This window comes from Nonlabens sp., from assembly GCF_051251825.1.
GTDB lineage: Bacteria > Bacteroidota > Bacteroidia > Flavobacteriales > Flavobacteriaceae > Nonlabens.
The window spans coordinates 158465-182110 of sequence record NZ_JBPOGG010000005.1; the positions used below are offsets into that span (position 1 = coordinate 158465).

A 23646-nucleotide genomic window follows, 5' to 3' on the forward strand; every position below is an offset into this window, starting at 1 on the left:
TCATGGCGATGAAAACGATTTTTAAAATAGGATTAGGTGGCGGCTGTCACTGGTGTACCGAGGCTGTTTTTCAAGTCGTTCCAGGTGTTGAAAAAGTCGAGCAAGGTTATATTTCTAGCGTTGCACCACACGATTCCATGAGTGAAGCAGTCATAGTACATTATAACCGATTTATCGATTTAGAAAAGCTACTTGACATTCATTTAGAAACCCATGCATCTACACAACTCCACAGTAGGAGAGATGATTACCGCAGTGCGATTTATTATTACACAGCAAGTGATAAGTTAATGATAGAGCTTGTTTTAAATACGCTTTCGCGAAAGCGTAACAAAAAATACATCACCGCCATTTTACCATTTGTAGAATTCAAACCATCTCGCGAGTCCATCCAAAATTATTATAAAACGAGACCCGACGCACCGTTTTGTCAACGATATATTGAGCCTAAGTTGAAGGTTGTGGAGGAGATGCTGAAACAAGATTTAAAAGCTCCTTTCCTCAGATGAGGAAAGGTGGTCTCGGCTAAGCCGAGATCGGAAAGGTTGAACTCACGGATAATGTTTCAATTTATAAAGTATTTTGCCGACAAACTTAGAATTTTTCAAAAGCCTTTCCCTTCAGACGAAGGGAAAACAGATAGTTCAGATTGCTGAATATCAAAAGGGTTTGAAACACCGAAGTTATTTTTGAAATCATCTGTTTATGAAACCCCTTATTTTGGACCGTACACGGCCAAAATTTTCCCCTTTACAAAAGGGGAAAGCTTTTTACTTGAGTTTAAAATTCCTAATACTCAAAAACCCCAAACTCACTATCAATCGTCAGTTTCTTAGGGTCTGCTGCTTCTACGCGGCCTATGATTTGAGCATCTACATTAAAGGACTTTGAGATATCAATAATTTGCTGTGCAATGGATTCATTTACATAGAGTTCCATGCGGTGACCCATATTGAAGACTTGATACATTTCTTTCCAGTCGGTACCAGATTCTTCTTGTATCATTTGGAACAGTGGTGGCAATTCAAACATATTATCCTTGATGATATGTAAGTCTTTTACAAAGTGTAAAATCTTAGTCTGTGCTCCACCAGAACAGTGTACCATACCATGAAGATGCTCACGATTTACATCGCTTAAAATCTTTTTAATAATAGGTGCATAAGTACGAGTAGGAGATAGGACCAGTTTACCAGCATCCAGCGGACTACCTTCCACAGGATTTGTCAAATTTTGTGATCCAGAATACACTAAATCTGCTGGAACGGCGGCGTCATAACTCTCAGGATATTTCTGTGCTAGCGTTTTATTAAAAACATCGTGGCGTGCGCTGGTGAGTCCGTTTGATCCCATGCCGCCATTATATTCTGTTTCATAAGTAGCTTGACCAGAACTAGAAAGTCCTACGATGACATCGCCAGCTTTTATGTTTGCATTATCGACCACATCACTACGTTTCATACGAGCAGTAACGGTAGAATCTACAATGATGGTTCTCACGAGATCACCTACGTCTGCAGTTTCACCACCGGTTGAGATGATTTCTACACCATGTTTTTTAAGGTCTGCGATGAGTTCTTCAGTACCGTTGATGATGGCACTAATCACTTCGCCAGTAATTAAATTTTTATTTCTTCCTATGGTGCTGGAAAGTAAAATATTATCGGTCGCACCTACACAGAGCAGGTCATCTACGTTCATGATAAGTGCGTCTTGAGCAATTCCTTTCCAGACAGAGATGTCACCTGTTTCTTTCCAGTACATATAAGCTAGACTGGATTTAGTTCCAGCACCATCAGCATGCATGATGAGGCAGTGGTCTTGTGATCCGGTAAGTGAATCGGGAACGATTTTACAAAAGGCTTGTGGAAACAATCCTTTATCTACGTTTTTTATGGCGTTATGTACGTCTTCTTTGCCAGCGCTTACACCACGCTGCGCATATCTTTTGGAAATGTCTTGGCTCATGTTGCAAATTTAATATTAAGTACAAAGTATTAAGTACAAAGTATTAAGTTTTAAGTAGAAAGTATGAAGAGGTTGTTAAGAATTTTGAATCAACTTCCCGCTAAAGGTGAATTAAATATACCAACCGCTAGCTCTATCCATAACAGTATAAAAACGAGTAAGAAAGCTATGAGGTATAACACTAAGCGTTTTTTATCCTTAACAAATTTAATAAGCGCCGAGATTCCCAAGCCAAAGATGAATAATAGGACTCCAGAAACCATAAAATCAAAAAGGCTCCATTGCACTTCGCTGGTAAACTGCATAGTAATAAGTGGAATACTTAATAGTATTGTAGTAACTAGAAATATGTATTTAAGGTGTTTTTTCAGAAGGTGCTTCCTTTGGTTTCCATTCAATAGGGTAGCTTCTTGCATTTTTATCGATTATGATAGAGATGTTTTGCTTCTTTAAGGATAGAAATTTTAATTTAATTTTTGAGTTTACATTCCAATCTTGGTGTTCAGAATACGTTAAAACTCCAGTTTCTGCTCTTGAATCCTCAGATATGATTACTGGAAAGCTACTTGTGAAAAATGAAATATGATAGTTTGAAAAAGTATGATCAAATTCTTCAATAGTTTTACTATAAAATTTACCTTTCATAAATATCTTAGATTTTAATTTACTAGTTGAATCTTGAGAATTAAATTTAAACTGATTTTTATGAGTAAAGACTTTACTGTATTTATTCTTTGATTTCTTTGACGTGTAAAGTGGAGAATCAATCATTAGATTCATTTCCTTTTTAACTACAAAACGTTCTGCATGATGCACCGAGTCTGTTAAAAACTTCGTTTTTACATTAAAGCCAAAACGAGAAAACCACATCACGTAAAAATTGTTTTCTTTATATAGTTCAACCCTTCGCGTTTTAACAGAGTCCTTAGAATTAATCAAATAATATCGTTTGTAAGTTTTTTTATCTTTTTCACGATATTCATCATATTCTATAATCGTGTCAAAATGGTAAACTATGGAGTCGTTTTCTTGAGCTTGAATAGTATTAAAAGCTAGAAAAGAGAAAAGTAATAAGAATGAATTTATATTCATAAGGATTTATTAAAACACGCTTTCGCGCAAGCGTAAATATAAGAAAAGCCTCTAATCATAAAATTAGAGGCTTTTTAAATGAAATATAATCTAATGAGATTATCGAGTAAATAATAACTCGCGGTACTTAGTAAGTGGCCACATTTCATCATCAACTAGTAATTCTAGCTTATCACAGTGGTAACGGATCTCGTCAAAGTAAGGTTTTACTTTTTCGCAGTATTGATCCGCGGTAGCTTCGGCATTTTTAGCATTGTTTGCTTTTTTACGCGCCTCAGTCATCTCCGTAATTCCTTTGTTGATTTTCTCCATGTGTTCAGAGATTTCTTCAATAAGAATCATTTGCTCTTTTGCAACTTTCTTGAAATCTTTACCGTAGATTTCTTTAAGTCCCACTACGTTTTCAATCAATCTGTTTTGATAATTTACAGCGGTAGGAATCACGTGATTACGAGCGATATCACCTAGGATACGGCTTTCAATCTGGATGCGTAGTGCATATTCTTCTACTTCAATCTCATAACGCAATTCAGTTTCTACCTTGCTCATGATCTTCAAGTCTTCAAAAAGCTTGATCGTTTGCTTAGAAACCTTTGCTTTAAGTGCACCTGGAGTAGTTTTATTATTACTTAGACCACGTTTTTTTGCTTCTTTTTCCCATGCGTCACCATATCCATCACCTTCAAAACGTATTTTCTTAGACTTCTTAATGTACTCACGTAGTACGTTAAAGATTGCCTCGTCTTTCTTAAGTTTTTTGTCCTTAATTAATGCATCTACTTCTTCTTTAAACTCGATCAATTGTTGTGCAACAATCGCGTTAAGAACAGTCATAGGGTTTGCACAGTTTGCAGTAGAACCTACGGCGCGTAATTCAAATTTATTACCGGTAAAGGCAAACGGAGAAGTACGGTTACGGTCTGTGTTATCTAGAATTAATTCTGGAATCTTACCTACTACATTTAATTTAAGATCTGTTTTTTCTTCTGGAGAAAGTTTACCGTCAGTTACTTTTTCTAATTCATCAAGTACTGCAGTTAATTGTGACCCTATGAATACAGAAATAATTGCTGGAGGCGCTTCATTTGCTCCTAGTCTGTGATCGTTTGATGCACTTGCGATAGTTGCTCTGATCAATTCTTCGTGATCGTGAACCGCTTTAATCGTGTTAATGAAGAACGTTAAGAACTGTAGGTTCTTCATAGGTGTGCTACCTGGAGATAATAAGTTTACACCAGTGTCAGTCGCTAGTGACCAGTTATTGTGTTTTCCAGAGCCATTTACTCCTGCAAATGGCTTCTCGTGGAATAATACTTTAAAGTTGTGACGTAGAGCTACTTTTCTCATCACGTCCATTAATAAGGAGTTGTGATCTACGGCTAGGTTAGCTTCTTCAAAAATAGGAGCCAGCTCAAACTGGTTAGGTGCCACCTCATTGTGACGTGTTTTTACTGGAATACCTACGAGCATACATTCAGTTTCCATGTCACGCATGTAATTTAATACACGTGATGGAATAGAACCGAAGTAGTGATCATCTAGTTGTTGTCCTTTGGCAGACGAGTGACCTAATAAAGTACGTCCTGCCAGTTGAATGTCTGGACGAGAATCTGCAAGAGCGCTGTCTATTAAGAAGTATTCTTGTTCCCAACCTAATGTTGCGATTGTTTTAGTAACGTTTTTATCGAAGTATTTACAAACATCAGTCGCTGCTTGATCGATAACTTGTAATGATCTTAAAAGCGGTGTTTTATAATCTAATGCTTCTCCTGTGTAAGCAATAAATACAGTAGGAATACATAAAGTAGTTCCCATGATAAATGCTGGAGATGTAGGATCCCAAGCAGTATATCCACGAGCTTCAAAAGTGTTTCTTACTCCACCATTAGGAAAAGAAGAGGCATCTGGCTCTTGTTGAACTAACTGTCCACCACCAAATTTCTCGATTACTTCACCATCCATTTCTAGTTCAAAAAAAGCATCGTGCTTCTCTGCAGTTGCACCAGTAAGTGGTTGGAACCAGTGTGTGTAATGAGTCGCTCCATGCTGGATAGACCATTCTTTCATTCCTGTTGAGATATGGTCAGCTATTTCACGGCTTATTTTAGTACCGTTTTCCATAGCGTCTATCACACTTTTATAAGCTTGCTTAGTTAAGTGCTGGCGCATAGATTGTTTGTTGAAAACGTTTTTTCCAAAAATCTCGCTGCGACGTGCTGGTTCATTCACTTCAACGGTCTTACGGTTGAGTGTTTCTTTTAAGGCATTAAATCTTAATGTAGACATGGTATGTTGTTATTTTAATAAAATACGATACAAAAATAACACATATTATTAATCTACCCCTAAAATTTTAGGGGTACAATATCAACAAAAGGTTAAATAATGTGAATAACCCTAATTATAGTAGGGTTGCAAAGGCTAAATAAAGAAATAGCACATAGGAAATTAAGTAAAGGACACCTTTATATCTAGAAATGTTATAAGCCTTAGGTAAAAAGGCGAGTGGAAGAAGTGCAAATGCAATTCCCAGCATCCAGAAAATGTCATTGTTTAATAATCCCATTCCTTTTTCTTCAATTTGAATAGGTTGAATGATAGCTGTGATTCCCAGTACAGATCCTATATTGAAGATGTTTGAACCTATTAAGTTTCCTAAAGAAATTGCTTTTTCTTTCTTCAATGCTGCTATTATAGATGCCGCAAGTTCAGGTACTGAAGTTCCTATAGCAACCATAGAGACAGCAATAATACTTTCAGGAATTCCTAGACTTGCTGCGATTTCAACAGCGCCTTCTACCAGCCATTCACTTCCTTTCCATAAGGCTGCTCCACCTAGAATTAAAAACATGATGATTTTCCACCATTTAGCTTCTTGAAGATCTTCATCTACTCCAGCAGCTTCAGGATTTTTACGAGCTCTCCTTATTAATAGAACTAGGAATATAATAATACTACCTAGCAATACAGCGCCTTCCCATTGCACAAGATTATTGTCTGATAATAGTAATACATATAATAGGATACTAAACGCCATCATCCATGGCCAGTTGAATTTGAAAAAGTCTTTATCTATAGCAAGCGGTGCAATAAGTGCCGTCGCTCCTAAAACTAGAGCAATGTTTGCAATGTTAGAACCTATCACATTTCCTAGCGCCAGTCCAGAAAACCCGTCCATTGCAGATTGAATACTAACGATAAGCTCTGGAGCACTCGTAGCAAATGATACCACAGTCAAACCGATAATCATTCTAGAAAGTTTCAACTTAAGAGATAAACCTACAGATGATCGTACTAAAAACTCTCCACCTATGACGAGTAAGACTAAACCTATGATTAAATAGAAAATGCTCATATAACTATTTGCTTTTTAAGACCGCAAAAATAAGTCTATAAAGTATGATGTAAACTAAACTGTAGCTGACCTTTACCCCAAGAATTAGTTTTTTGGTTCATCCAGCCTATTTGTGCTCGTAACTTATCAGATATGGCATATCCAGCACCTAAATAGGTTCTATTACGGTCAAAGATTTCTACCGTTCTATCATCGCCTATATCTGTCTGACCGTTAATGAAAACCTCGTTATATAAAGCTACATAAATGGCGTTTTTCCCTAGAGTTTTCTGGTTTACAGGCACATTCAAGAATAAATTATAACGGTATCTCGTTCTGAAATCTTGATTCTCCACCCAGCGTTGCTCGTATCTAAAGCGGTGCGTGATGTAAAAACGTTCTCCTAGTTTTTGAGGAAGCAGCGCTTCTTGATATAAGCGGCTTTCACTAGAAGTTGCCTTAGAATCACCGAAGGCACCAGAGGTAATATTACCATACCCAAGTGTAAAAGTTGCGTTTACATTATCTGGACTATAAGTGATTCCAGATCTTAATAATAATTGCTCTAAATCTCCTAGTCCTTGCCAGTCACGATATTGAAAATCGCCTTGTATTCCAAAATTTGATTCCTTAAATTTTTTATTAAAAAAGTACATGTACCACGCACCAGTTTCTGAGCTTTCCACTTGGGAATAACTCATGGTTGTACTTAAAAGAATAAGAAATAGGAAAAAATGCTTCAACATCTTTAGCTTGTTTTTATTTATAGATTCAGTAACTCAATTTTTATGTTTATTACGCTTTCGCGAAAGCTTTTTCAAAACAAATTATAAGGGTAATAAATTATGGAGTCACCTCACAAATACAGCGGAAACCTGTATTGAGCTCATCTGCTTCATAATAAGATAGTGCCTTATTAAGTGGGAAGTATTCACCATTTTTAGAGAGTTCTTTCATTTCAAATACTGCCATATGATTTTCATCTTGGATGCGCTTGAATTTATAAAAATCACCGTAGTAGCTGTAAATCTCATCTTGATAAGTCAGTAATTGAAGCTTTTTATCCAGTAAGGTATAAGCTGCCGTCATTTCATTTTCTGACGGTAAACGATAGATGACTTGAGCAGGATATTTTTTACGTTGATTAGCATTTTTACTGCGTATCCCATAAACCGCATTTACCATATCAGTACGCCATTTACAAAACAGTTCTGCTTGCTCTTGAGAAACATGAACTACAGGATGCCACTGGTAATAGGGATGACTCATGTAATTATTCATGTCCAGTTTAGGCTGAACAAATAATCTAGGATCGATATGAGCGCTCATTAATAATCTTATGTTACCATTATATGGAGCAAACACAGTGTCTGGATCTAAACCATATTTCTCATAAGATTTCATTTTTTCATGCTTCTTATCTGACCAGTATTTTTCTAAATGATCCAGAAACTCTTGATACATAAGATTAGTTACCGGCACACGATCTATATAAAGATGATCTGTGAGCTTAACGGTTCCAGGTGGAACTGACGGGTCTTCTATCTCTTCCTTAATATTGGTTTTGGATTTTGTGTTTATAGGACCACAACTTACAGCAAATACAATAAGTAAGGTAAACAGGGAAAGGCTCTTCATTTTAGACCAATTCATTTTTGTAAAATTTGATGTTAAAAACATTTCATATCTTAATCTTACAAGGATACAAATTACCTGTTAACATTAACGACCTTTGTGCTTGAAATACATCAACATATATATTAACAATACAACATATCTATGAAATTTTTTATTGACACCGCAAACCTTGATCAAATTGCTGAGGCACAATCTATGGGAATCCTAGATGGAGTTACTACAAACCCATCGTTAATGGCCAAAGAAGGAATTACTGGAGCCGCAAATATTATCAATCACTACAAGAAGATTTGTGAACTAGTAGATGGCCACGTAAGTGCTGAGGTTATTTCTACAGATTATGAAGGAATGGTGCGTGAAGGTGAAGAACTAGCAGCTATGAATGATCAAATCGTGGTAAAATTACCTATGATTAAAGATGGTGTAAGAGCTTGTAAATACTTTAGTGATAAAGGAATTAAGACTAATGTTACTCTAGTCTTCAGTCCAGGACAAGCATTACTAGCTGCAAAAGCTGGAGCTACTTATGTTTCACCATTCATAGGTAGACTAGATGATATAAGTACTGACGGATTAAACCTTATTGCTGAGATAAGAATGATTTATGACAACTACGGTTTTGAGACTGAAATTCTTGCAGCGTCTGTAAGACATACTATGCACGTTATCGATTGTGCAAAACTAGGTGCAGACGTGATGACTGGACCACTTTCTTCTATAGAAGGATTGTTGAAACACCCATTAACTGATATAGGACTTGCAAAATTCCTAGCAGATTATAAGAAAGGAAACTAATCGTTCCTCTTCTAGTTATAATAAAAAAGGCTCGCAATGCGAGCCTTTTTTATTAAACATAAGTTTTAATTACCTATTGATATAACCCAATAACGTTGTTTCAATTTGATAATGAAACAAGTTAATACTAGGATCTATTATGGTTAAATTTTTATCGATTACCATACTGCGATTATCATTACGTAAAGCAAGTTGAGCAGTCACTGGAGAAGTGTTGAGAATCTGGTATTCTGCCTCTTTATTAAATTCATAACGTCCATAAGCCTCTTCCCACTTATCCTCGTCTGAATTATCAAGGTTAATGCTTATAAAATCAATCTCAGGATATTTAATCTTTAAATCTTTAATTTTATCATGAACGCGTATTGCATATTCCTGTTCATCATCTGACCAGAAGTATAGGACGCTTAACTTTGTTACACGATCTGATAGTAGAAGGCTCTTTTTATCAGTATTCTGAATTACTATATTAGGCATTTCATTACCTGGATCTAACTTTATGTAAGTTGCAGCCATAGTTGTGATGCGTTTTTTCAACTCAACGTCATCAGTCATTTTAAGGAAAACAGCTACTAAATCATTAATTTCACTTGCATTTTTACGATTCATTATAAATTGTTGCGTGTCGTTTGCCGCATAAATATCTTTAATGGTTCCTTTTGAGAAAAGACTATCTATAATGTGAAGTCGCTTCTCATGATATTTAAAACTCCTGCGATTTACAAGCGCACCTGAACCTAGCTCTTTTGCTAGATTACTAAATGAAAGATTAGAAATCAACGCGTTCACATAAGGTCTGTAAGCAATGTTATTAAGTAGGGCTTGTTGATTAATTTTAAATTCTTTCCTGTAGGAATAAAAATTTTCTGGTAATTCATCACTTCTTAAAAAGTCGTTTTTACCATAATGAACTAGTGCAAATCGTTCCATTTTTGCCCATGAAGAAAATTCTATGTATTGCTTTGCGTGGCATACAAACTCTTCATCAAATTGATGTTCTTTTGAAAGTTTTTCAAGATTAGATAACCTAGCGCCAGTAATACTGTCTAGAGTTTTTTTAAATTCAACATGTGATAGTTGATAGTTCTTTAAAAACTTGCGGTCCTCTTTTTCAATCTCAATATAGAGATTTATTAAATAGTTATTTTCCTTTGATCGATTACCAGAGAATGCAATCGTTTCATCAAATGCCTTGGTATTTAAACGCAATGTAACGCTATCACCTGGCGATAAATAGATAGATTGATATTCATGTGGATGTGAAAAAGTATATAATCCTGCTCCTAAATTTTTATACGTTTTTGAAAAAGAACCATTTTCTGCAAGTGGGATCGTATCATTTAATCCATTAAAATCATTAAGCACTACATAGTCTTTATGTGGATTAATAATTTTACCTGATAAGAAAGTTTCTTCGTTTTTAGGGTCTTCACATGAGAATAATAGTAGCGCTACCACTGGTAAAAAGCAGTAGATATAAAGGTAATTACGCTTTCGCGAAAGCAAACTATTTACAATCATTTAAAGAGACTCATTAAGACTAATCACAAAAGAAGCATTTATATAATATAATATGAGTTAATGAGCTGTTAAAAACAACAATATCAGTGCGGTAAAAAGGTAATAATATCTGTACTTTTGCACGCTCAAAGACAAAATTATGTTATCAGTTTCTAATCTATCAGTACAATTCGGTAAACGCATTCTTTTTGATGACGTTCACGCAAAGTTTGGCGGTAGTAATTGTTATGGAATTATAGGTGCAAATGGTGCAGGGAAATCTACTTTTTTAAAGATTTTAACCGGTCAAATGGAACCTACTAGCGGTCATGTTACTCTAGAGTCAGGCAAGCGCATGTCTGTTCTTGAACAAAATCATAACGCTTATGATGACACGACCGTACTCGATACAGTGCTTCAAGGAAATAAGCCACTTTATAAATTAAAGACTGAAATAGACGCGCTGTATGCAGACTATACAGATGAAAACGCTGAGAAAATAGGAGAATTACAAGTTAAGTTTGAAGAAATGGATGGCTGGAATGCAGACAGTGCTGCTGCGTCATTACTTTCTAACTTAGGAATAGGCGAGGAGTATCACCACACATTAATGGGTGATATGGATAACAAGTTGAAGGTACGAGTATTGCTTACTCAAGCACTCTTTGGTAATCCAGATGTATTAATCATGGATGAGCCTACTAACGACCTGGATTATGAAACAATCTCGTGGTTAGAGCATTTCCTTGCAAATTATGAAAACACAGTAATCGTAGTATCGCATGACCGTCACTTTCTAGATGCCGTGTGTACGCACATTGCAGATATTGACTTCGGTAAAGTAAATCAGTACAGTGGTAACTACACGTTCTGGTATGAGTCTTCACAGCTAGCTGCTCGTCAAAAAGCGCAAGCAAATAAAAAGGCCGAAGAAAAGAAGAAAGAACTTCAAGAATTTATCGCTCGATTTAGCGCAAACGTTGCAAAGTCTAAGCAAGCGACCTCTCGTAAAAAGATGATTGATAAATTGAATATTGAGGAAATTAAGCCTTCTTCACGTCGTTATCCAGCCATTATTTTTGAAAGAGAACGCGAGGCTGGTGATCAAATTTTAAATGTAGAAAAACTAGCTGCTTCTACTGATGGAGATGTATTATTTAAAGATGTTAATATCAATCTTGCAAAAGGTGATAAGGTTGTTGTCTTTTCAAGAGATAGTCGTGCAACGACAGCATTTTATCAAATCATTAACGATCAGATAAAAGCAGACTCTGGTTCTTATATGTGGGGAATTACTACGGTTCAAAGTTATTTGCCAGTTGATAATGCACACTTTTTTGATGTGGATATGAACTTAGTGGACTGGTTAAGACAGTACGCACAGACTGAAGAAGAACGTGAAGAAGTACACTTGCGTGGTTTCTTAGGGAAGATGATATTCTCTGGTGAAGAGGCCTTGAAAAGTGCTCGAGTACTTTCTGGAGGAGAAAAAGTGCGCTGTATGTTATCTCGCATGATGATGAAGAGAGCAAACGTTCTTATCGTAGATGAGCCTACTAACCACCTTGACCTAGAATCTATTCAAGCTTTAAATAACAGTTTAAAGAACTTTAAAGGAACAGTTTTACTGACCACTCATGATCATGAATTTGCTCAAACGGTAGGTAATCGTGTTATTGAATTAACGCCTAATGGTGTCATCGATCGTTATACTACTTTTGAAGAATATATGGATAATAAAGATATTAAGGAATTGAGAAACAAGATGTATTCTTAATCTTCATTCACTGAAAAAAAAAGCCGTTTCTTAATTTAAGAAACGGCTTTTTTTATAAGATGTAGTCCTAAGACTGATTCATTCTATTATCAATTAATGCGATAGCGAGTAAACTAAATGACAGGCTGCGCTATGTTCACCTACTAGAAAACAAAATTCTTTATTGCGATACAAAGCTTTAAGATGGCCTTTATCCTCAAGTTCAGCAAGTACCTCGTGAACCGCAATGAGTCCTTTCATTTTAAAACAATCTGCTAGGTGATACTCGTCTAAGTCCATTGCAGTAGCGTTTTCTACATATGGATTAAGGTAACTTAATGTTATTCCAGCAGCTTGTTCTAAACCGTCTGCAAAACCGTATTCAAAACCTAAGTCAACCTCTACGCCGTCTATGTCCTTGATATCCCAATTGATAATACCATAGGCGAGTGCTTCAGTGTCTTTAGTTTGCGGGATGAAATGTTCAAATAATATAGCGTCTAGTTTTTGATTGGTGTTGACACCACTCTTTGGGTTAGTCCATACAGTTTTGAGATTATGAAGTATTTCTTTGGTAAGCTGTTCTTTATATTGATCAAAATCGTAATTATTCATCAGATCTAGTATAGGGACTAATTGATCTGCGTGAAAGTGATCTTTAAGCTCAAGTATAGCCATTTGAAGTTCTGACTTGAGTTGAACTTTAATTCTGAGGTTACTAATCATGTGATTAATTTATGGGATTGTAATCAGCGGTTTTTAAGCGTGATTTATATTTTAAGGCTGAATATTTTTATGCTTATAATATTCAAAAGCTCTGTAAAGGCCTAGTGCGACTAAGAAAATTGAACCTATAAGTTGAAGGGTTGATATGTCATTGCCCAAAACGTATTTTTCATATAGTTTCCAGCAACCTAATCCTAAAAAAACCAAACCTAAATAAAATTTAAGTGCTGGTTTATTCTGCATCTTTTTTAGCTAAAGCATTGTAAGCAACGACTAATCCATAAGCGATAATGGCAAACGTCAATATTAATCTCCAAGTAGGCATTTCTTCACCTACTATATAATGTGCATATAATCTCCAGGAACCAAATCCTATCATCACTGCCGCAATGATTCCTCCTAAAACTGGATTTCTTTTTCTCATAATTCTATTTGAGAAAGCAAGATAATAAAAAAACGCTCCTACATAGTTAATAGAAGCGTTTCATCGTTGAAAATTTAGGGAATTATCAAGCATTAAAATATTTTGAGTTCCAAATAGCCGTGTTAAAATTCTTTCCTTTTGCAAATGAGTAATACAATACCATACTCGCAATAGACTTAAACATAAAAAAGAAAATTAATATAAACTGAACTCCACTTGTTTCTGGGGAGAAGATACCACCTGGTACTAAAGCACTTACAAGCAGACTTACTAATAGAGTAGTAACTATTAAGTTTTCAAAACTCTTAAAAGACCATGCCCAAATCTTTCTAAGTGAGCTCAAATCATTTCCCCATTTATGAATTAGGTAGAAATAACCATTTCCTATGGGTGCAAAAAGAAGTGGATCATCGGCGTTTTCAAGTTTGAACATTTTAGAAGGCGCAATAATTTTATAACCTTGTAGTGTAATGTCGTGATCTTTTTCTATTCTTTTAATTTTAATAAGAGCTTCTTGTGGAATTTCGTTTTTAAAATATTTACTGTCTAAAAACCGTAAACGGTAATCTATACATATATCTCTTATTTGATCCACATGATAAATCTTATCTGTTTCCAATAAGTCTAGGTTAAACTGATTTCTAGGAGTAGGTTTTTGCGGGCTCTTCATGCGCGCCATAATCGCGTCTTCCTTAAGTTGATCTTCTTTAAGGATTTTAGAAACTTGTTCAAGGATATCAACCTCTTGATATTTCTTATTTCTAGCTTTTTGAAGTTGCTGTTCAATATCTGTGCGCGATAGCATATGTTCTATAAGATTAGATATTTAAATATAAATAGGAATTTTAAAACTGAAAGTTTTAGTAAATAAAAACTCCTTCACAACCTAGGTCGTAAAGGAGTTTAAAAGCTATCAACTTCTCTAGAATTTTAACGTAATTCTACGCCAGCTTGTTTTTCTAGTTGTTGTTGTATTTTTTGCATGGACTTATCTATTTGCTTGTCAGTTAGGGTTTTAACTTCATCTTGAAGTAAAAAGCTTAACGCATATGATTTTTTACCTTTAGGAAGATTCTTTCCTTCAAACACATCAAACAATTGCACTTCTTTCAATAATTTTTTCTCAGTTTGTAAAGCAATGTCATGCAGCTCTTTAAAACTGGTTGTGTCGTTTACTAATAATGCAAGGTCTCTTTTTACTGCAGGAAATTTAGGAATAGCAGTAACTGATTTGCGTTCTTCTTTTACCAGTTTAAGAACTTCATCCCAGTAAATGTTTGCATAATGAACTGTTGTTTCAATATCAAATGACTTGCAAAGCTTCTTTTTAACCACTCCTAAATCGGCGATTTTCACGCCACTATTTAGAGATATTCCTTCACTAAGGAAATCCATTTTAGTAGGTTTTTCATTTAATGACTCTATACCTAACCTTTTTAATAGTGCAATCACAGCTCCTTTTATGTAGAAGAAGTCTGCGGTGCGAGAAGGGTTATTCCAACTTTGTTCATGTATAGCACCGGTGGTGATTAAACTCAAGTGTTTTTGCTCTGTAAACTGGCGTTCTTGATATTGATGATATGAACTACCGAATTCAAATAACCTCAAATTATCCTGTCTACGATTCAGGTTATGAGCTACCGCTTCTAGTGCTCCATAAATCAAACTCTGTCGCATCACAGATAAATCACTACTCAATGGATTGAGCATGCGCACCTCATTTTTAGGTGAGATTTGCTCTGTAAGTGTATGATATTTGTCAGAGGTCAAGCTGTTTGCCATCATCTCATAAAAGCCTTGTCCAGCCAGTTGCTGTCCTACAAGATCTTGAAGTTTATGATTGTCTAGTCTAGAACTTTTTGCAATACTTGCATTTAATTTATCGCTAGTTCCTATGCGGTCATAACCATACACACGTAGTATTTCCTCAATAACGTCGGCTGGTCTTGTGACATCATTTCTATAAGCTGGAATAGTAAGTCCTAATCCAGTTTCAGTCACATTATTTACATTAATGTCTAGTGTTCTTAAGATGCTTTTAATTTCTTCTTTAGGAATTTCTTGACCTATTAAAGAATTCACTTTTGCAAAAGGAAGAAAAACTTGTTGATCTTCAATTTTCTGTGAATACACATCAGTAATATCACTGCTTATCTCACCACCTGCAGTTTCAAGAATAAGAACAGCCGCTCGTTTTAAAGCGTACTCAGTAATATTAGGATCTATACCACGCTCAAATCTAAAAGAAGCATCTGTATTAAAACCGTGACGTTTTGCTGTTTTACGTACGCTAACTGGATTAAAATAAGCCGATTCTAAAAATATAGAAGTCGTTCCATCTTTCGCACCACTATTCAAGCCACCATAAACTCCAGCAATGCATAACGGTTTAGAAGCATCGCATATCATTAAATCCTCTTCATGTAATTCGTGCTCTACTTCATCGAGTGTCGTGAACTTTGTTCCAGACTCCAGTGTTTTTACTACAATTTTATTTCCTGCGATAGTGCTTAAATCAAATGCGTGAAGTGGTTGCCCGAGCTCGTGCATTACATAATTAGTAACATCTACTACATTATTTTTAGGAGCAATTCCTATCGCTTTTAATCTATTTTGAATCCAGTCAGGAGAATCCTTTATGGTTAAACCAGTAAGCGTTACACCACAATATCGTGGTGCTAGTTCTGGTTTTTCTATTTCAATATCTACTCTATGAGAGCGATTGTCCACATGAAAAGTACTTACAGATGGAGTTATGAATTCTAGTAAATCACCATCTATAGCTAGTCCAGCACGTAAATCACGAGCAACACCTAGATGCGACATCGCGTCTGAGCGGTTAGGAGTAAGACCTATTTCAATAGTGTGATCTGTTTCTATTTTTAATATTTCACTAAGTGCAGTACCAGGTTCAAGAGTATCATCGAGTACCATAATACCGTCATGTGATTTTCCTAGGCCTAGTTCATCCTCAGCACATATCATCCCATAACTTTCCTCACCACGTATTTTACCTTTTTTAATTTTCCACGCTTCGCCATCCACAGTGTAAAGTGTCGTTCCTATAGTTGCTACGGGAACTTTCTGTCCAGCTGCAACATTAGGCGCACCACAAACGATTTGAACCGTTTCTGAGCCTATGTTTACTTTAGTAAGCTTCAATTTATCTGCATTAGGATGTTGCACACATTCTGTAACGTGACCTACCACAATTCCTTGTAATCCACCTTTTACGCTTTCAAATTTCTCAACTCCTTCTACTTCCAGACCTAGTGATGTGAGCAATGCAGTGTGCTCTTCAATTGATTCTGCAACAGTGATAAATTGGCGTATCCAGTTATAAGAAACCTTCATAAAATAGTGATTTTTTAAGGCGGTAAAGATAGTATTAATGCCGCTTTCGCGAAAGCGTATCCACCATAATCACACAACTCTTAAATCATCCAGTGACCGTGATGCACAATTTCTAGAACTGCTATTGCGAGCAACCACTTTTCTTCCTCAGGAGATGGAGTTTCTAGTAACGCGATGATAGGTTGTCCTATGGCGTTTTCATTAAAGTTTTGAGAGAAATTCCCGTGCTCAAAATCGGCATAGTTAGGTGCAACATAGATAGTCGCCAGTCTTTTATTATTGAGAACGACCTCATAAGTAGAGTCACCAAATCTATATCTCATACTACCTGTATGGATCGAAACTTTTGTAGGATGTTTTGCCGTTCCTAGGAAATTCCCATGATGGTCAGTTATTTCTCCAGAACTGGTAATTCTTCCTAATGATTCATTATTGAGAATGACGTTAATGTTATCATCCACCACTTGATAAGAAAGGTTGAAATTTGTTGAGCCTACAAAGAAATAGCCGTCTGATTTAAATCCACGTTCCACACGACTGAAAGCCATGATAGGTTCTTTATTAGTAGAGTAAACGGTTCCCACCAGTCTTCTCGCAAATCCTTTTGAGAACTTATAGGTCATGTATGATGAAATGTCTGTAAAACTGCGGTTTCCCCATGGAACGAGCGATTTTTTCATGTAATCGACTCGTGCGAGCATCTGCTGTTGTTCATTTTGTGCGTGCTCTGGTCCTTTATTAGGTGAAGATTTTCTAATAATCCATCTTATAAAAAAGAACATTCCCACCATAGGAATTGCTGCTAATAAGATAAATATGAGAATTAGAAAAACGCCAAATCCTTCCATGATAAGAGTTAATTATTTGAGACTATTAATAATCCCACTTACGCTTTTCGTTCAGTTTCTCCATTTCTTCCAGCTCTTCTTGCGGAATCACTTTAGAGAAAGATGGATGTTGCTCGATAGCATACTCGATTTTTTCAACGATGGATTCTACGCTTTCGTTTTCATAATCTATGTCTAGAGGTTCTTTAATGATAAAGGATTGTAGAATATTACGCTTTTTAATACGCAATCCTTTTTTATCAAAACTCCTACGGAAACCGTCTATAACTATAGGCACCACAATAGGTTTGTATTGTTTTATAATATGAGCTGTTCCTTTTCTAATAGGTTTAAAAGGTTTAGTCGTTCCTTGAGGAAAGGTAATCACCCAGCCATCTTCCAGCGCGATTCCTATATTCTTAGTATCGTCTGGATTTACCGCACGATTTACTTCTTCACCTTTTGCGCGCCAGGTGCGTTCAACCGTTATTGCTCCTACATAAGCAAACACTTTAGGTAAAAAACCACTGGTCATGGTTTCCTTTGCAGCGACATAATACATATTAAGTTTAGGTTTCCATAAGTAACCTACATTTTTAATAGTATCCTGTCTTCCAGATAGTGCTGCGTTGAATACGTGAAACATGCTCACTACGTCTGCAAAATATGTTTGATGATTTGATATAAAGAGCACACCAGTATCTGGTAAATCTCTTATGATCTCGCTTCCTTCTATGTTTAGTTCATTAAAACCGCGATATCTACGGTGTGATAAAGCACCTAAAACACGTATTAAGAATCGTTTAATCCAAAGAATATGACCGAAAGGATTTTTTTTAAATAATCCCATAGAGTTGTTTAAGTTTAAGGGATAGCTAATATAGGTATTGAGACTTTATCTGAGTCAAATTTGCTCAAAAAATCATCTATTCTTTGAGCAATCTATGGTGATACACCTCATTTCCCACTTGGAAATGCACCATGTAAAAACCAGATTGTAATTCTTCAACATTGATCATGGAAAAGCTTGATCGCTTCTCTAAAACTAACTGTCCTAATTGGTTATAGACTTGAATACTTTTGATGTCTGCATCAGTAGTGATGAACAAACGGCTATGTACAGGATTAGGATGTAAGCTTATCGATGGTTTCTCAATTTGAGCTATGGTTAAAGAGGCATCAACGGCATTTTTAATACTACCATGAATATTCTTTAAAAGTAATCGTTCATAAAATATTTGATGAGCTTCATTTGTAGCATGAACACCATCACCGCTATCATAGGGTAAAAGAATTTGGTTTCCAGCGCTGTTACCTATTCCTGTCCAGAAATCAACAGCGTTTGTTCCAAAGGTATTGTAAGTCTCTGTGACCATTTGATTTTGAATAGTAGCCTGTGTGCTATTTGCTGTAAAATTGCGTGGTTGTGGTGTCGTTACCCATAACTGAATCTGGTTTTGGGATGCGGTTTGAGCAATTAATGCATAGTTATGTAATTGATCTGTTACTGGATAACTGCTAGCAGCATCATTAGAAGGTAAGTTAATAATGATTCCGTGAGCGCCTAGACTGACTGCTTTAGTTACGTTTTTATTAACATTAATCGTTCTGTTTACTCCAGTAGGAATAGAAGTCCCAGTAGGTAGAATATTATAGGTTGCAAAACCACCTTGCGCTAGATTAATCACTTCATATCTAGTATCCAGTTGCTCTAGATAACGACGGTATTTCCATACCCAAGCGTTAAACTGATTAGACGGACCACTTCCAGAGGCAGTTGATGAACCTAAAACTACTATTCTATAAACCGTTCCATCATCTGGAATTATGGTAATAGGAGCAGAGTCCATGGTTTGAGTACCATTACTTAATCTTATAATCGCGTTGTTACTTAATTGATTAGGTACTGTAAAGTCATAACTAGAATCTGTAGCGGGAACTGTTGCTATAGAAGTAAAAGAATTACCACCATCTATGGAATATTCTAGAGTTACCATTTGGATTCCTTCACTTTTCCATAATAATGAAACTGTTTTTCCTACTTCCCAAGTGGCTGCAGCAGTTGGATAAGTAAGCTGCAAACTTGTAGCGGTTGATAATTGTGTTATCGGAGCACTTGAAATTTGTAATTCAAGTGCATTTAAATAATAAAAACCAAACCCATTTGTATTATTAATTCCAGCGGTTGCAGTTACGATTATTTCTCCATTAGCATTAGGTTGCATGTTAAAAGCATCGGCTTTTTGGGAACTGTTGTTAGATGCATTAAGAGAAACAGATTGTGTGCTGTTACCTGTAATGGTATATACTGTTTCCCGATTGTCTGTAACGTTCATTCTTGAAGCAAAAAACGAAAAACTATAATATCGATTAGGATCCAGTTGCCTCAATTTAAAACCACCAGTAGCTTCAGTATTTCCATTAAAAACTCCAGTCGCTCCAAAGAAACTATCACGACTGCTGTTTTGTGAAATTCCTAATTGATAGTCGGGAGAAGTGGTTCCAGTAGTATTAATGTTCAACCACGCATCATGTACTTGTAAATTAATTCCCGACGATATTCCTTGCTGATTGAATAATAGTACACCGTTTGAGTAACCACTTTGGAAACTTGATGAAATATTATTTATGTATTCTTGACTTGCTAAACTTTCATTTGTAGAACCAAAATCGACTAAAACGCGTTCTTGTGCCATCACTGCTGTGCATGAGCATAGAAAAATTAAAAAGTGATAGAATGCGCGCATGTTATAAAGATAAACTTTCTTGAAGCATACTTTTAAACTCTGCGAGCATCATGGCCGTTGCGCCCCAAACTACTTGGTTTTGTAACTTGTAGCATGGCACCGTGACTTCATTCATATAGCTTGTGGAAAGTGTGATTTTCTGTACATTTTGTGCGTCGAGTAACTCGTGCAGTGGGATTTCTATAATCGATTTGACCTCGCTGGGTTGCGGTGTGAATTGTAATTCCGCTTTCGCGAAAGCGAGAAAAGGAGCCACCATATAGTTGCTAGGAGGAATGTATATAGGAGTTCCTGCCGTGATGATTTCTTGCTGCTCTGGATAGATGCCTACTTCTTCGTGAGTTTCTCGAATCGCCGTAACAGAGTCGTTTGCGTCTTCTTTTTCTTTGCGTCCACCAGGGAAAGCAATCTGGCCGCTGTGTGCGCCTTTAGATTCCATGCGTTCAATCAAGACAAAGTGTGCGATGTCATTAACCGGATAGATAAGCATCATTACCGCAGCATGTCGTGGCGTTTTCTTTTGCAATGTTACACGTTGTAATTCATCCAGACGTTCCACGGCAGCCATTTGGTTTTGTGCGGCAAAACCTGGTCGTGGCATTTTCTTTATTTTTGATACCGAATTCTTAAACGCGTCAAATGAAATCAAGAGGTCTGTTTTTAATAATGTTGATACTCTTATCCTATAGTTGTAAAGATAGCTCACAAAATGAGATTATCGATACAGCGCCAGTTGAAGAAACTCGCTCTGCGGCTCAAATTGAAAAAGAGCGCAAAGAGAAAAAAATGGCCCAATATTATCAACGTAGATTGAATAGTAAAGGCGATACGCTGTTACCCTATATACCGCAGGATAGTGTTGAAGTGTTTTTTACTCGATATGCTCAAGAGCATCCAGAAACTAAGGTGCGTATGAGAACAACTTATGGCGATATAGAAATGGAGCTGTTTGAAGAAACACCTTTGTATCGAGCTAGTTTTTTGTTCTTAATTAAGAATGGATATTTTGACGAGACTGTGGTGCATCGCGCTGTGGAAGGTTTTATAGTTCAAGCTGGAAATAGCGATAACATGATTACTGCACAGAAAAAGGGTAGTGCGGGAAACTATCAATTACCCATGCATATTTTACCAGGCGTGAAACATGATTATGGAACTTTGAGCAGTGCTAAGTATTGGGAAAATAATCCCGAAAACTGGCACAATCCATTTGACTTTTTTATCTCGTTGCGTCCTACAGCTCACTTAGATGGAGAACATACAATTTTCGGTCGTGTCACAAAAGGAATGAAAGTCGCCGAGGCAATTTCAAAAGTTGAGAAAGATTCTCGCGACTGGCCTAAGACGGACATTTATATTGAGATGAGTGTGGTGGAGTAGTTTTCAGTCGCAGTTTTTAGTAGGCAGTAGGCAGGTTCATTTCAATATCTCGCTTTGCTTGATATTGAAATGTAATAGTCAGTTTTTTAGTTTTCAATCGCAGTCTCAGTTTTCAAACTTTTTAATTAAACGACTTTGCAATATCGAGCGAAAGTCGAGATATAGTTATGAGTTCTCAGTTGTTTATCGACCTTTCTTTACCTGTAGGCTGGCTGCGCTCAAACAAACGTGATAACAGAGATAACGAGGTTATTGCTGTTTAAAACTTTCAATTATTTTAAACTGTTCCAGGCTAAACTCGAACTAACATTTCGTTTTTTTAACTAAATACTAAATACTAAATACTAAATACTAAATACTAAATACTAAATACTAAACACTAAACACTTAATAACGATAAACAATCGCGTTAATGTTCATTCCGGCACCTACACTGGCAAACATGACTACATCGCCTTTTTCAACTTTGTGTTGTGGCATTTTACCGCGTACGACTAGATCCATAACGGTAGGCACTGTTGCTACAGAGCTGTTTCCATATTTATGAATGATCATAGGCATGATGTCTGTAGGAACTTCCATGTCGTAGAGTTTGTAGAAACGCTCTACGATAGCTTCATCCATTTTCTCGTTAGCTTGATGGATGAAAATCTTTTTTAATTCTTTAATATCTACGCCAGCATCTTCCATAGCAGCTTTCATTCCTTCAGGAACTTTAGAAAGTGCAAAGTTATATATGCGACGACCGTACATTTTAATGTACTTAGTTTTGTCTTGTAAGTCTTTATTATAAGAAGTCTCGTTGAAGATAAAGTATGCTTCTTCTTCGGTATATGTTGCTGTAGTTTGTCCTAAAATACCATGTTCATCATGACTTGCTTCTAGAACTGCTGCTCCAGCACCATCTGAATAAATCATAGAATCACGATCATGTGGATCTACGACACGTGAAAGCGCTTCAGCTCCTATCACGAGCACTTTTTTTGCAAGTCCAGATTTTATAAATGAGTCAGCTTGCGTAACTCCGAGAACCCATCCAGGACAACCGAATAGTAAATCATAAGCCACACAACCTGGATTCTTAATTCCAAGTTTGTTTTTTACACGGCTGGCAAGGCTAGGAACCATGTCGCTAGAACTACCATCTGCTTGTACGTCACCATAGTTGTGAGCTACAATGATATAGTCTAAAGTTTCAGGATCTAGATTGGCATCGGCGATTGCTTTTTGAGCTGCAAATGTTGCAATGTCGCTAGTTACTAGGTTGTCATTCATGTAACGACGTTCTTCAATACCAGTAATAGCAACAAATTTTTTAATAATCGTCGCGTTATCACTACCGAAAGAACTACCATCATTATTTAAGAACTCATGATTCATGAATTCTTCATTTTTACGTACTACATCTGGTAGATGGCTACCAACTCCTGTAATTTTTGCTCTCATTATAATTTACTTGTGTAAACAAAAAAAGTGAATAATGTTATGCATTCCTAGTAATTAAGAAGTTAATATATAGAAGTTTTTCAAAGTTTAAGAATCTGTCGGCATTACAACGTTTTCGTTGCGGATAATACAATGCGCTGCATAGTAAATTGACTTTAAGCTCTTTAAAAATTAAAAAACCGAATCAACAAAAGTGGGATTTGGAATGGTATATCTCAATGGACAAACTTAACTTGTTAATGAGGAATCAGTTATCTAAGTTTCCTGCGACTATTTTTCAAGAACCGAATTTTGATTTTCTTTCTTAAAAACAAATTCTAATAGAATTAAAAATAATGGTTTGGAAACATTATGGTATACGGAGTAATCAATGTCCATAAGCTTCCCAACAATAATCCACACACAAAAAGTAGCCACCTTAATCTATAGAGTTTTAGTCTATTTTTAAAATAGTAAAAATCAAATATCTCAATTAACAACCCAGCGGAATAAAATAAGTTTGCACCTGTAGTCCATATGATTACTCCAAAAGTATCTTGAAACGACCAATTATAATCTATGAAATTAAGGATGTCATATATTGCAATACAACCTGCTATTAGTAATGCTAAATTATAAATCCATCGCTTAGATTCCCACCATTTTATTTGAGATTTTAA

At 36.1% G+C, this 23646-nt stretch carries 20 protein-coding genes; 4 read left to right on the forward strand and 16 right to left on the reverse strand.

Features of this window, described 5'->3' with window-relative positions:
* Positions 1–8: 8 nt before the first annotated feature.
* Entirely contained in the window at positions 9–509 is a 501-nt protein-coding gene (locus ACSHWW_RS08350) for a peptide-methionine (S)-S-oxide reductase (protein WP_435681984.1), read from the forward strand.
* A 280-nt stretch (positions 510–789) separates the two neighbouring features.
* Here the strand turns inward: ACSHWW_RS08350 and ACSHWW_RS08355 are convergent, their stop codons facing one another.
* From ACSHWW_RS08355 to ACSHWW_RS08380, 6 genes are all read right to left on the reverse strand, one after another.
* Entirely contained in the window at positions 790–1968 is a 1179-nt protein-coding gene (locus ACSHWW_RS08355) for an AIR synthase related protein (RefSeq protein ID WP_435681985.1), read from the reverse strand.
* A gap of 354 nt (positions 1969–2322) precedes the next feature.
* On the reverse strand, positions 2323–3060 hold the full coding sequence (locus tag ACSHWW_RS08360; protein ID WP_435681986.1) for a hypothetical protein: 738 nt from the start codon (positions 3058–3060) through the stop codon (positions 2323–2325).
* A gap of 99 nt (positions 3061–3159) precedes the next feature.
* Positions 3160–5346, reverse strand: coding sequence for a glutamine synthetase III (locus ACSHWW_RS08365; RefSeq protein WP_435681987.1), 2187 nt, complete (start codon positions 5344–5346; stop codon positions 3160–3162).
* A gap of 115 nt (positions 5347–5461) precedes the next feature.
* The gene (locus tag ACSHWW_RS08370) at positions 5462–6415 is read right to left on the reverse strand and encodes a calcium/sodium antiporter (RefSeq protein WP_435681988.1); all 954 of its coding nucleotides are present in this window, start codon (positions 6413–6415) and stop codon (positions 5462–5464) included.
* Between the two features lie 35 nt (positions 6416–6450).
* Complete coding sequence (locus ACSHWW_RS08375; protein ID WP_435681989.1) at positions 6451–7095, reverse strand: DUF2490 domain-containing protein; 645 nt, start codon at positions 7093–7095, stop codon at positions 6451–6453.
* A 142-nt stretch (positions 7096–7237) separates the two neighbouring features.
* Complete coding sequence (locus tag ACSHWW_RS08380) at positions 7238–8047, reverse strand: SUMF1/EgtB/PvdO family nonheme iron enzyme (RefSeq protein WP_435681990.1); 810 nt, start codon at positions 8045–8047, stop codon at positions 7238–7240.
* A 126-nt stretch (positions 8048–8173) separates the two neighbouring features.
* Between ACSHWW_RS08380 and fsa the strand changes: the two genes are divergently transcribed.
* Positions 8174–8827, forward strand: coding sequence for a fructose-6-phosphate aldolase (gene fsa / locus ACSHWW_RS08385; protein ID WP_435681991.1), 654 nt, complete (start codon positions 8174–8176; stop codon positions 8825–8827).
* 69 nt (positions 8828–8896) lie between these two features.
* On the opposite strand, the gene ACSHWW_RS08390 is transcribed toward fsa, so the two are convergent.
* Positions 8897–10348, reverse strand: a complete 1452-nt coding sequence (locus tag ACSHWW_RS08390; protein ID WP_435681992.1) for a TlpA family protein disulfide reductase — start codon at positions 10346–10348, stop codon at positions 8897–8899.
* A gap of 139 nt (positions 10349–10487) precedes the next feature.
* Between ACSHWW_RS08390 and ACSHWW_RS08395 the strand changes: the two genes are divergently transcribed.
* On the forward strand, positions 10488–12104 hold the full coding sequence (locus ACSHWW_RS08395; protein ID WP_435681993.1) for an ABC-F family ATP-binding cassette domain-containing protein: 1617 nt from the start codon (positions 10488–10490) through the stop codon (positions 12102–12104).
* Positions 12105–12197: 93 nt separating this feature from the next.
* Here ACSHWW_RS08395 and ACSHWW_RS08400 read toward each other — a convergent pair whose 3' ends face one another.
* The 8 genes from ACSHWW_RS08400 to ACSHWW_RS08435 form a co-directional block, all read right to left on the reverse strand.
* On the reverse strand, positions 12198–12809 hold the full coding sequence (locus ACSHWW_RS08400; RefSeq protein ID WP_435681994.1) for a hypothetical protein: 612 nt from the start codon (positions 12807–12809) through the stop codon (positions 12198–12200).
* Positions 12810–13041: 232 nt separating this feature from the next.
* On the reverse strand, positions 13042–13233 hold the full coding sequence (locus ACSHWW_RS08405) for a hypothetical protein (protein WP_435681995.1): 192 nt from the start codon (positions 13231–13233) through the stop codon (positions 13042–13044).
* Positions 13234–13318: 85 nt separating this feature from the next.
* A complete protein-coding gene (locus tag ACSHWW_RS08410; RefSeq protein WP_435681996.1) occupies positions 13319–14038 on the reverse strand; it encodes a hypothetical protein in 720 nt (239 codons plus the stop codon).
* A 125-nt stretch (positions 14039–14163) separates the two neighbouring features.
* A complete protein-coding gene (pheT, locus tag ACSHWW_RS08415; RefSeq protein WP_435681997.1) occupies positions 14164–16587 on the reverse strand; it encodes a phenylalanine--tRNA ligase subunit beta in 2424 nt (807 codons plus the stop codon).
* 80 nt (positions 16588–16667) lie between these two features.
* Positions 16668–17435, reverse strand: coding sequence for a hypothetical protein (locus tag ACSHWW_RS08420; RefSeq protein WP_435681998.1), 768 nt, complete (start codon positions 17433–17435; stop codon positions 16668–16670).
* A gap of 25 nt (positions 17436–17460) precedes the next feature.
* The gene (locus ACSHWW_RS08425; RefSeq protein WP_435681999.1) at positions 17461–18264 is read right to left on the reverse strand and encodes a lysophospholipid acyltransferase family protein; all 804 of its coding nucleotides are present in this window, start codon (positions 18262–18264) and stop codon (positions 17461–17463) included.
* Between the two features lie 76 nt (positions 18265–18340).
* The gene (locus tag ACSHWW_RS08430; RefSeq protein ID WP_435682000.1) at positions 18341–20161 is read right to left on the reverse strand and encodes a T9SS type A sorting domain-containing protein; all 1821 of its coding nucleotides are present in this window, start codon (positions 20159–20161) and stop codon (positions 18341–18343) included.
* A 1-nt stretch (position 20162) separates the two neighbouring features.
* Positions 20163–20762 (reverse strand): NUDIX hydrolase, encoded by a 600-nt coding sequence (locus tag ACSHWW_RS08435; RefSeq protein WP_435682001.1) that lies wholly within the window; start codon positions 20760–20762, stop codon positions 20163–20165.
* Positions 20763–20800: 38 nt separating this feature from the next.
* Here ACSHWW_RS08435 and ACSHWW_RS08440 point away from each other — a divergent pair, with 38 nt between their 5' ends.
* On the forward strand, positions 20801–21541 hold the full coding sequence (locus ACSHWW_RS08440) for a peptidylprolyl isomerase (RefSeq protein ID WP_435682002.1): 741 nt from the start codon (positions 20801–20803) through the stop codon (positions 21539–21541).
* 387 nt (positions 21542–21928) lie between these two features.
* On the opposite strand, the gene ACSHWW_RS08445 is transcribed toward ACSHWW_RS08440, so the two are convergent.
* On the reverse strand, positions 21929–22987 hold the full coding sequence (locus tag ACSHWW_RS08445; protein WP_435682003.1) for a 3-oxoacyl-ACP synthase III family protein: 1059 nt from the start codon (positions 22985–22987) through the stop codon (positions 21929–21931).
* Positions 22988–23646 lie beyond the last annotated feature (659 nt).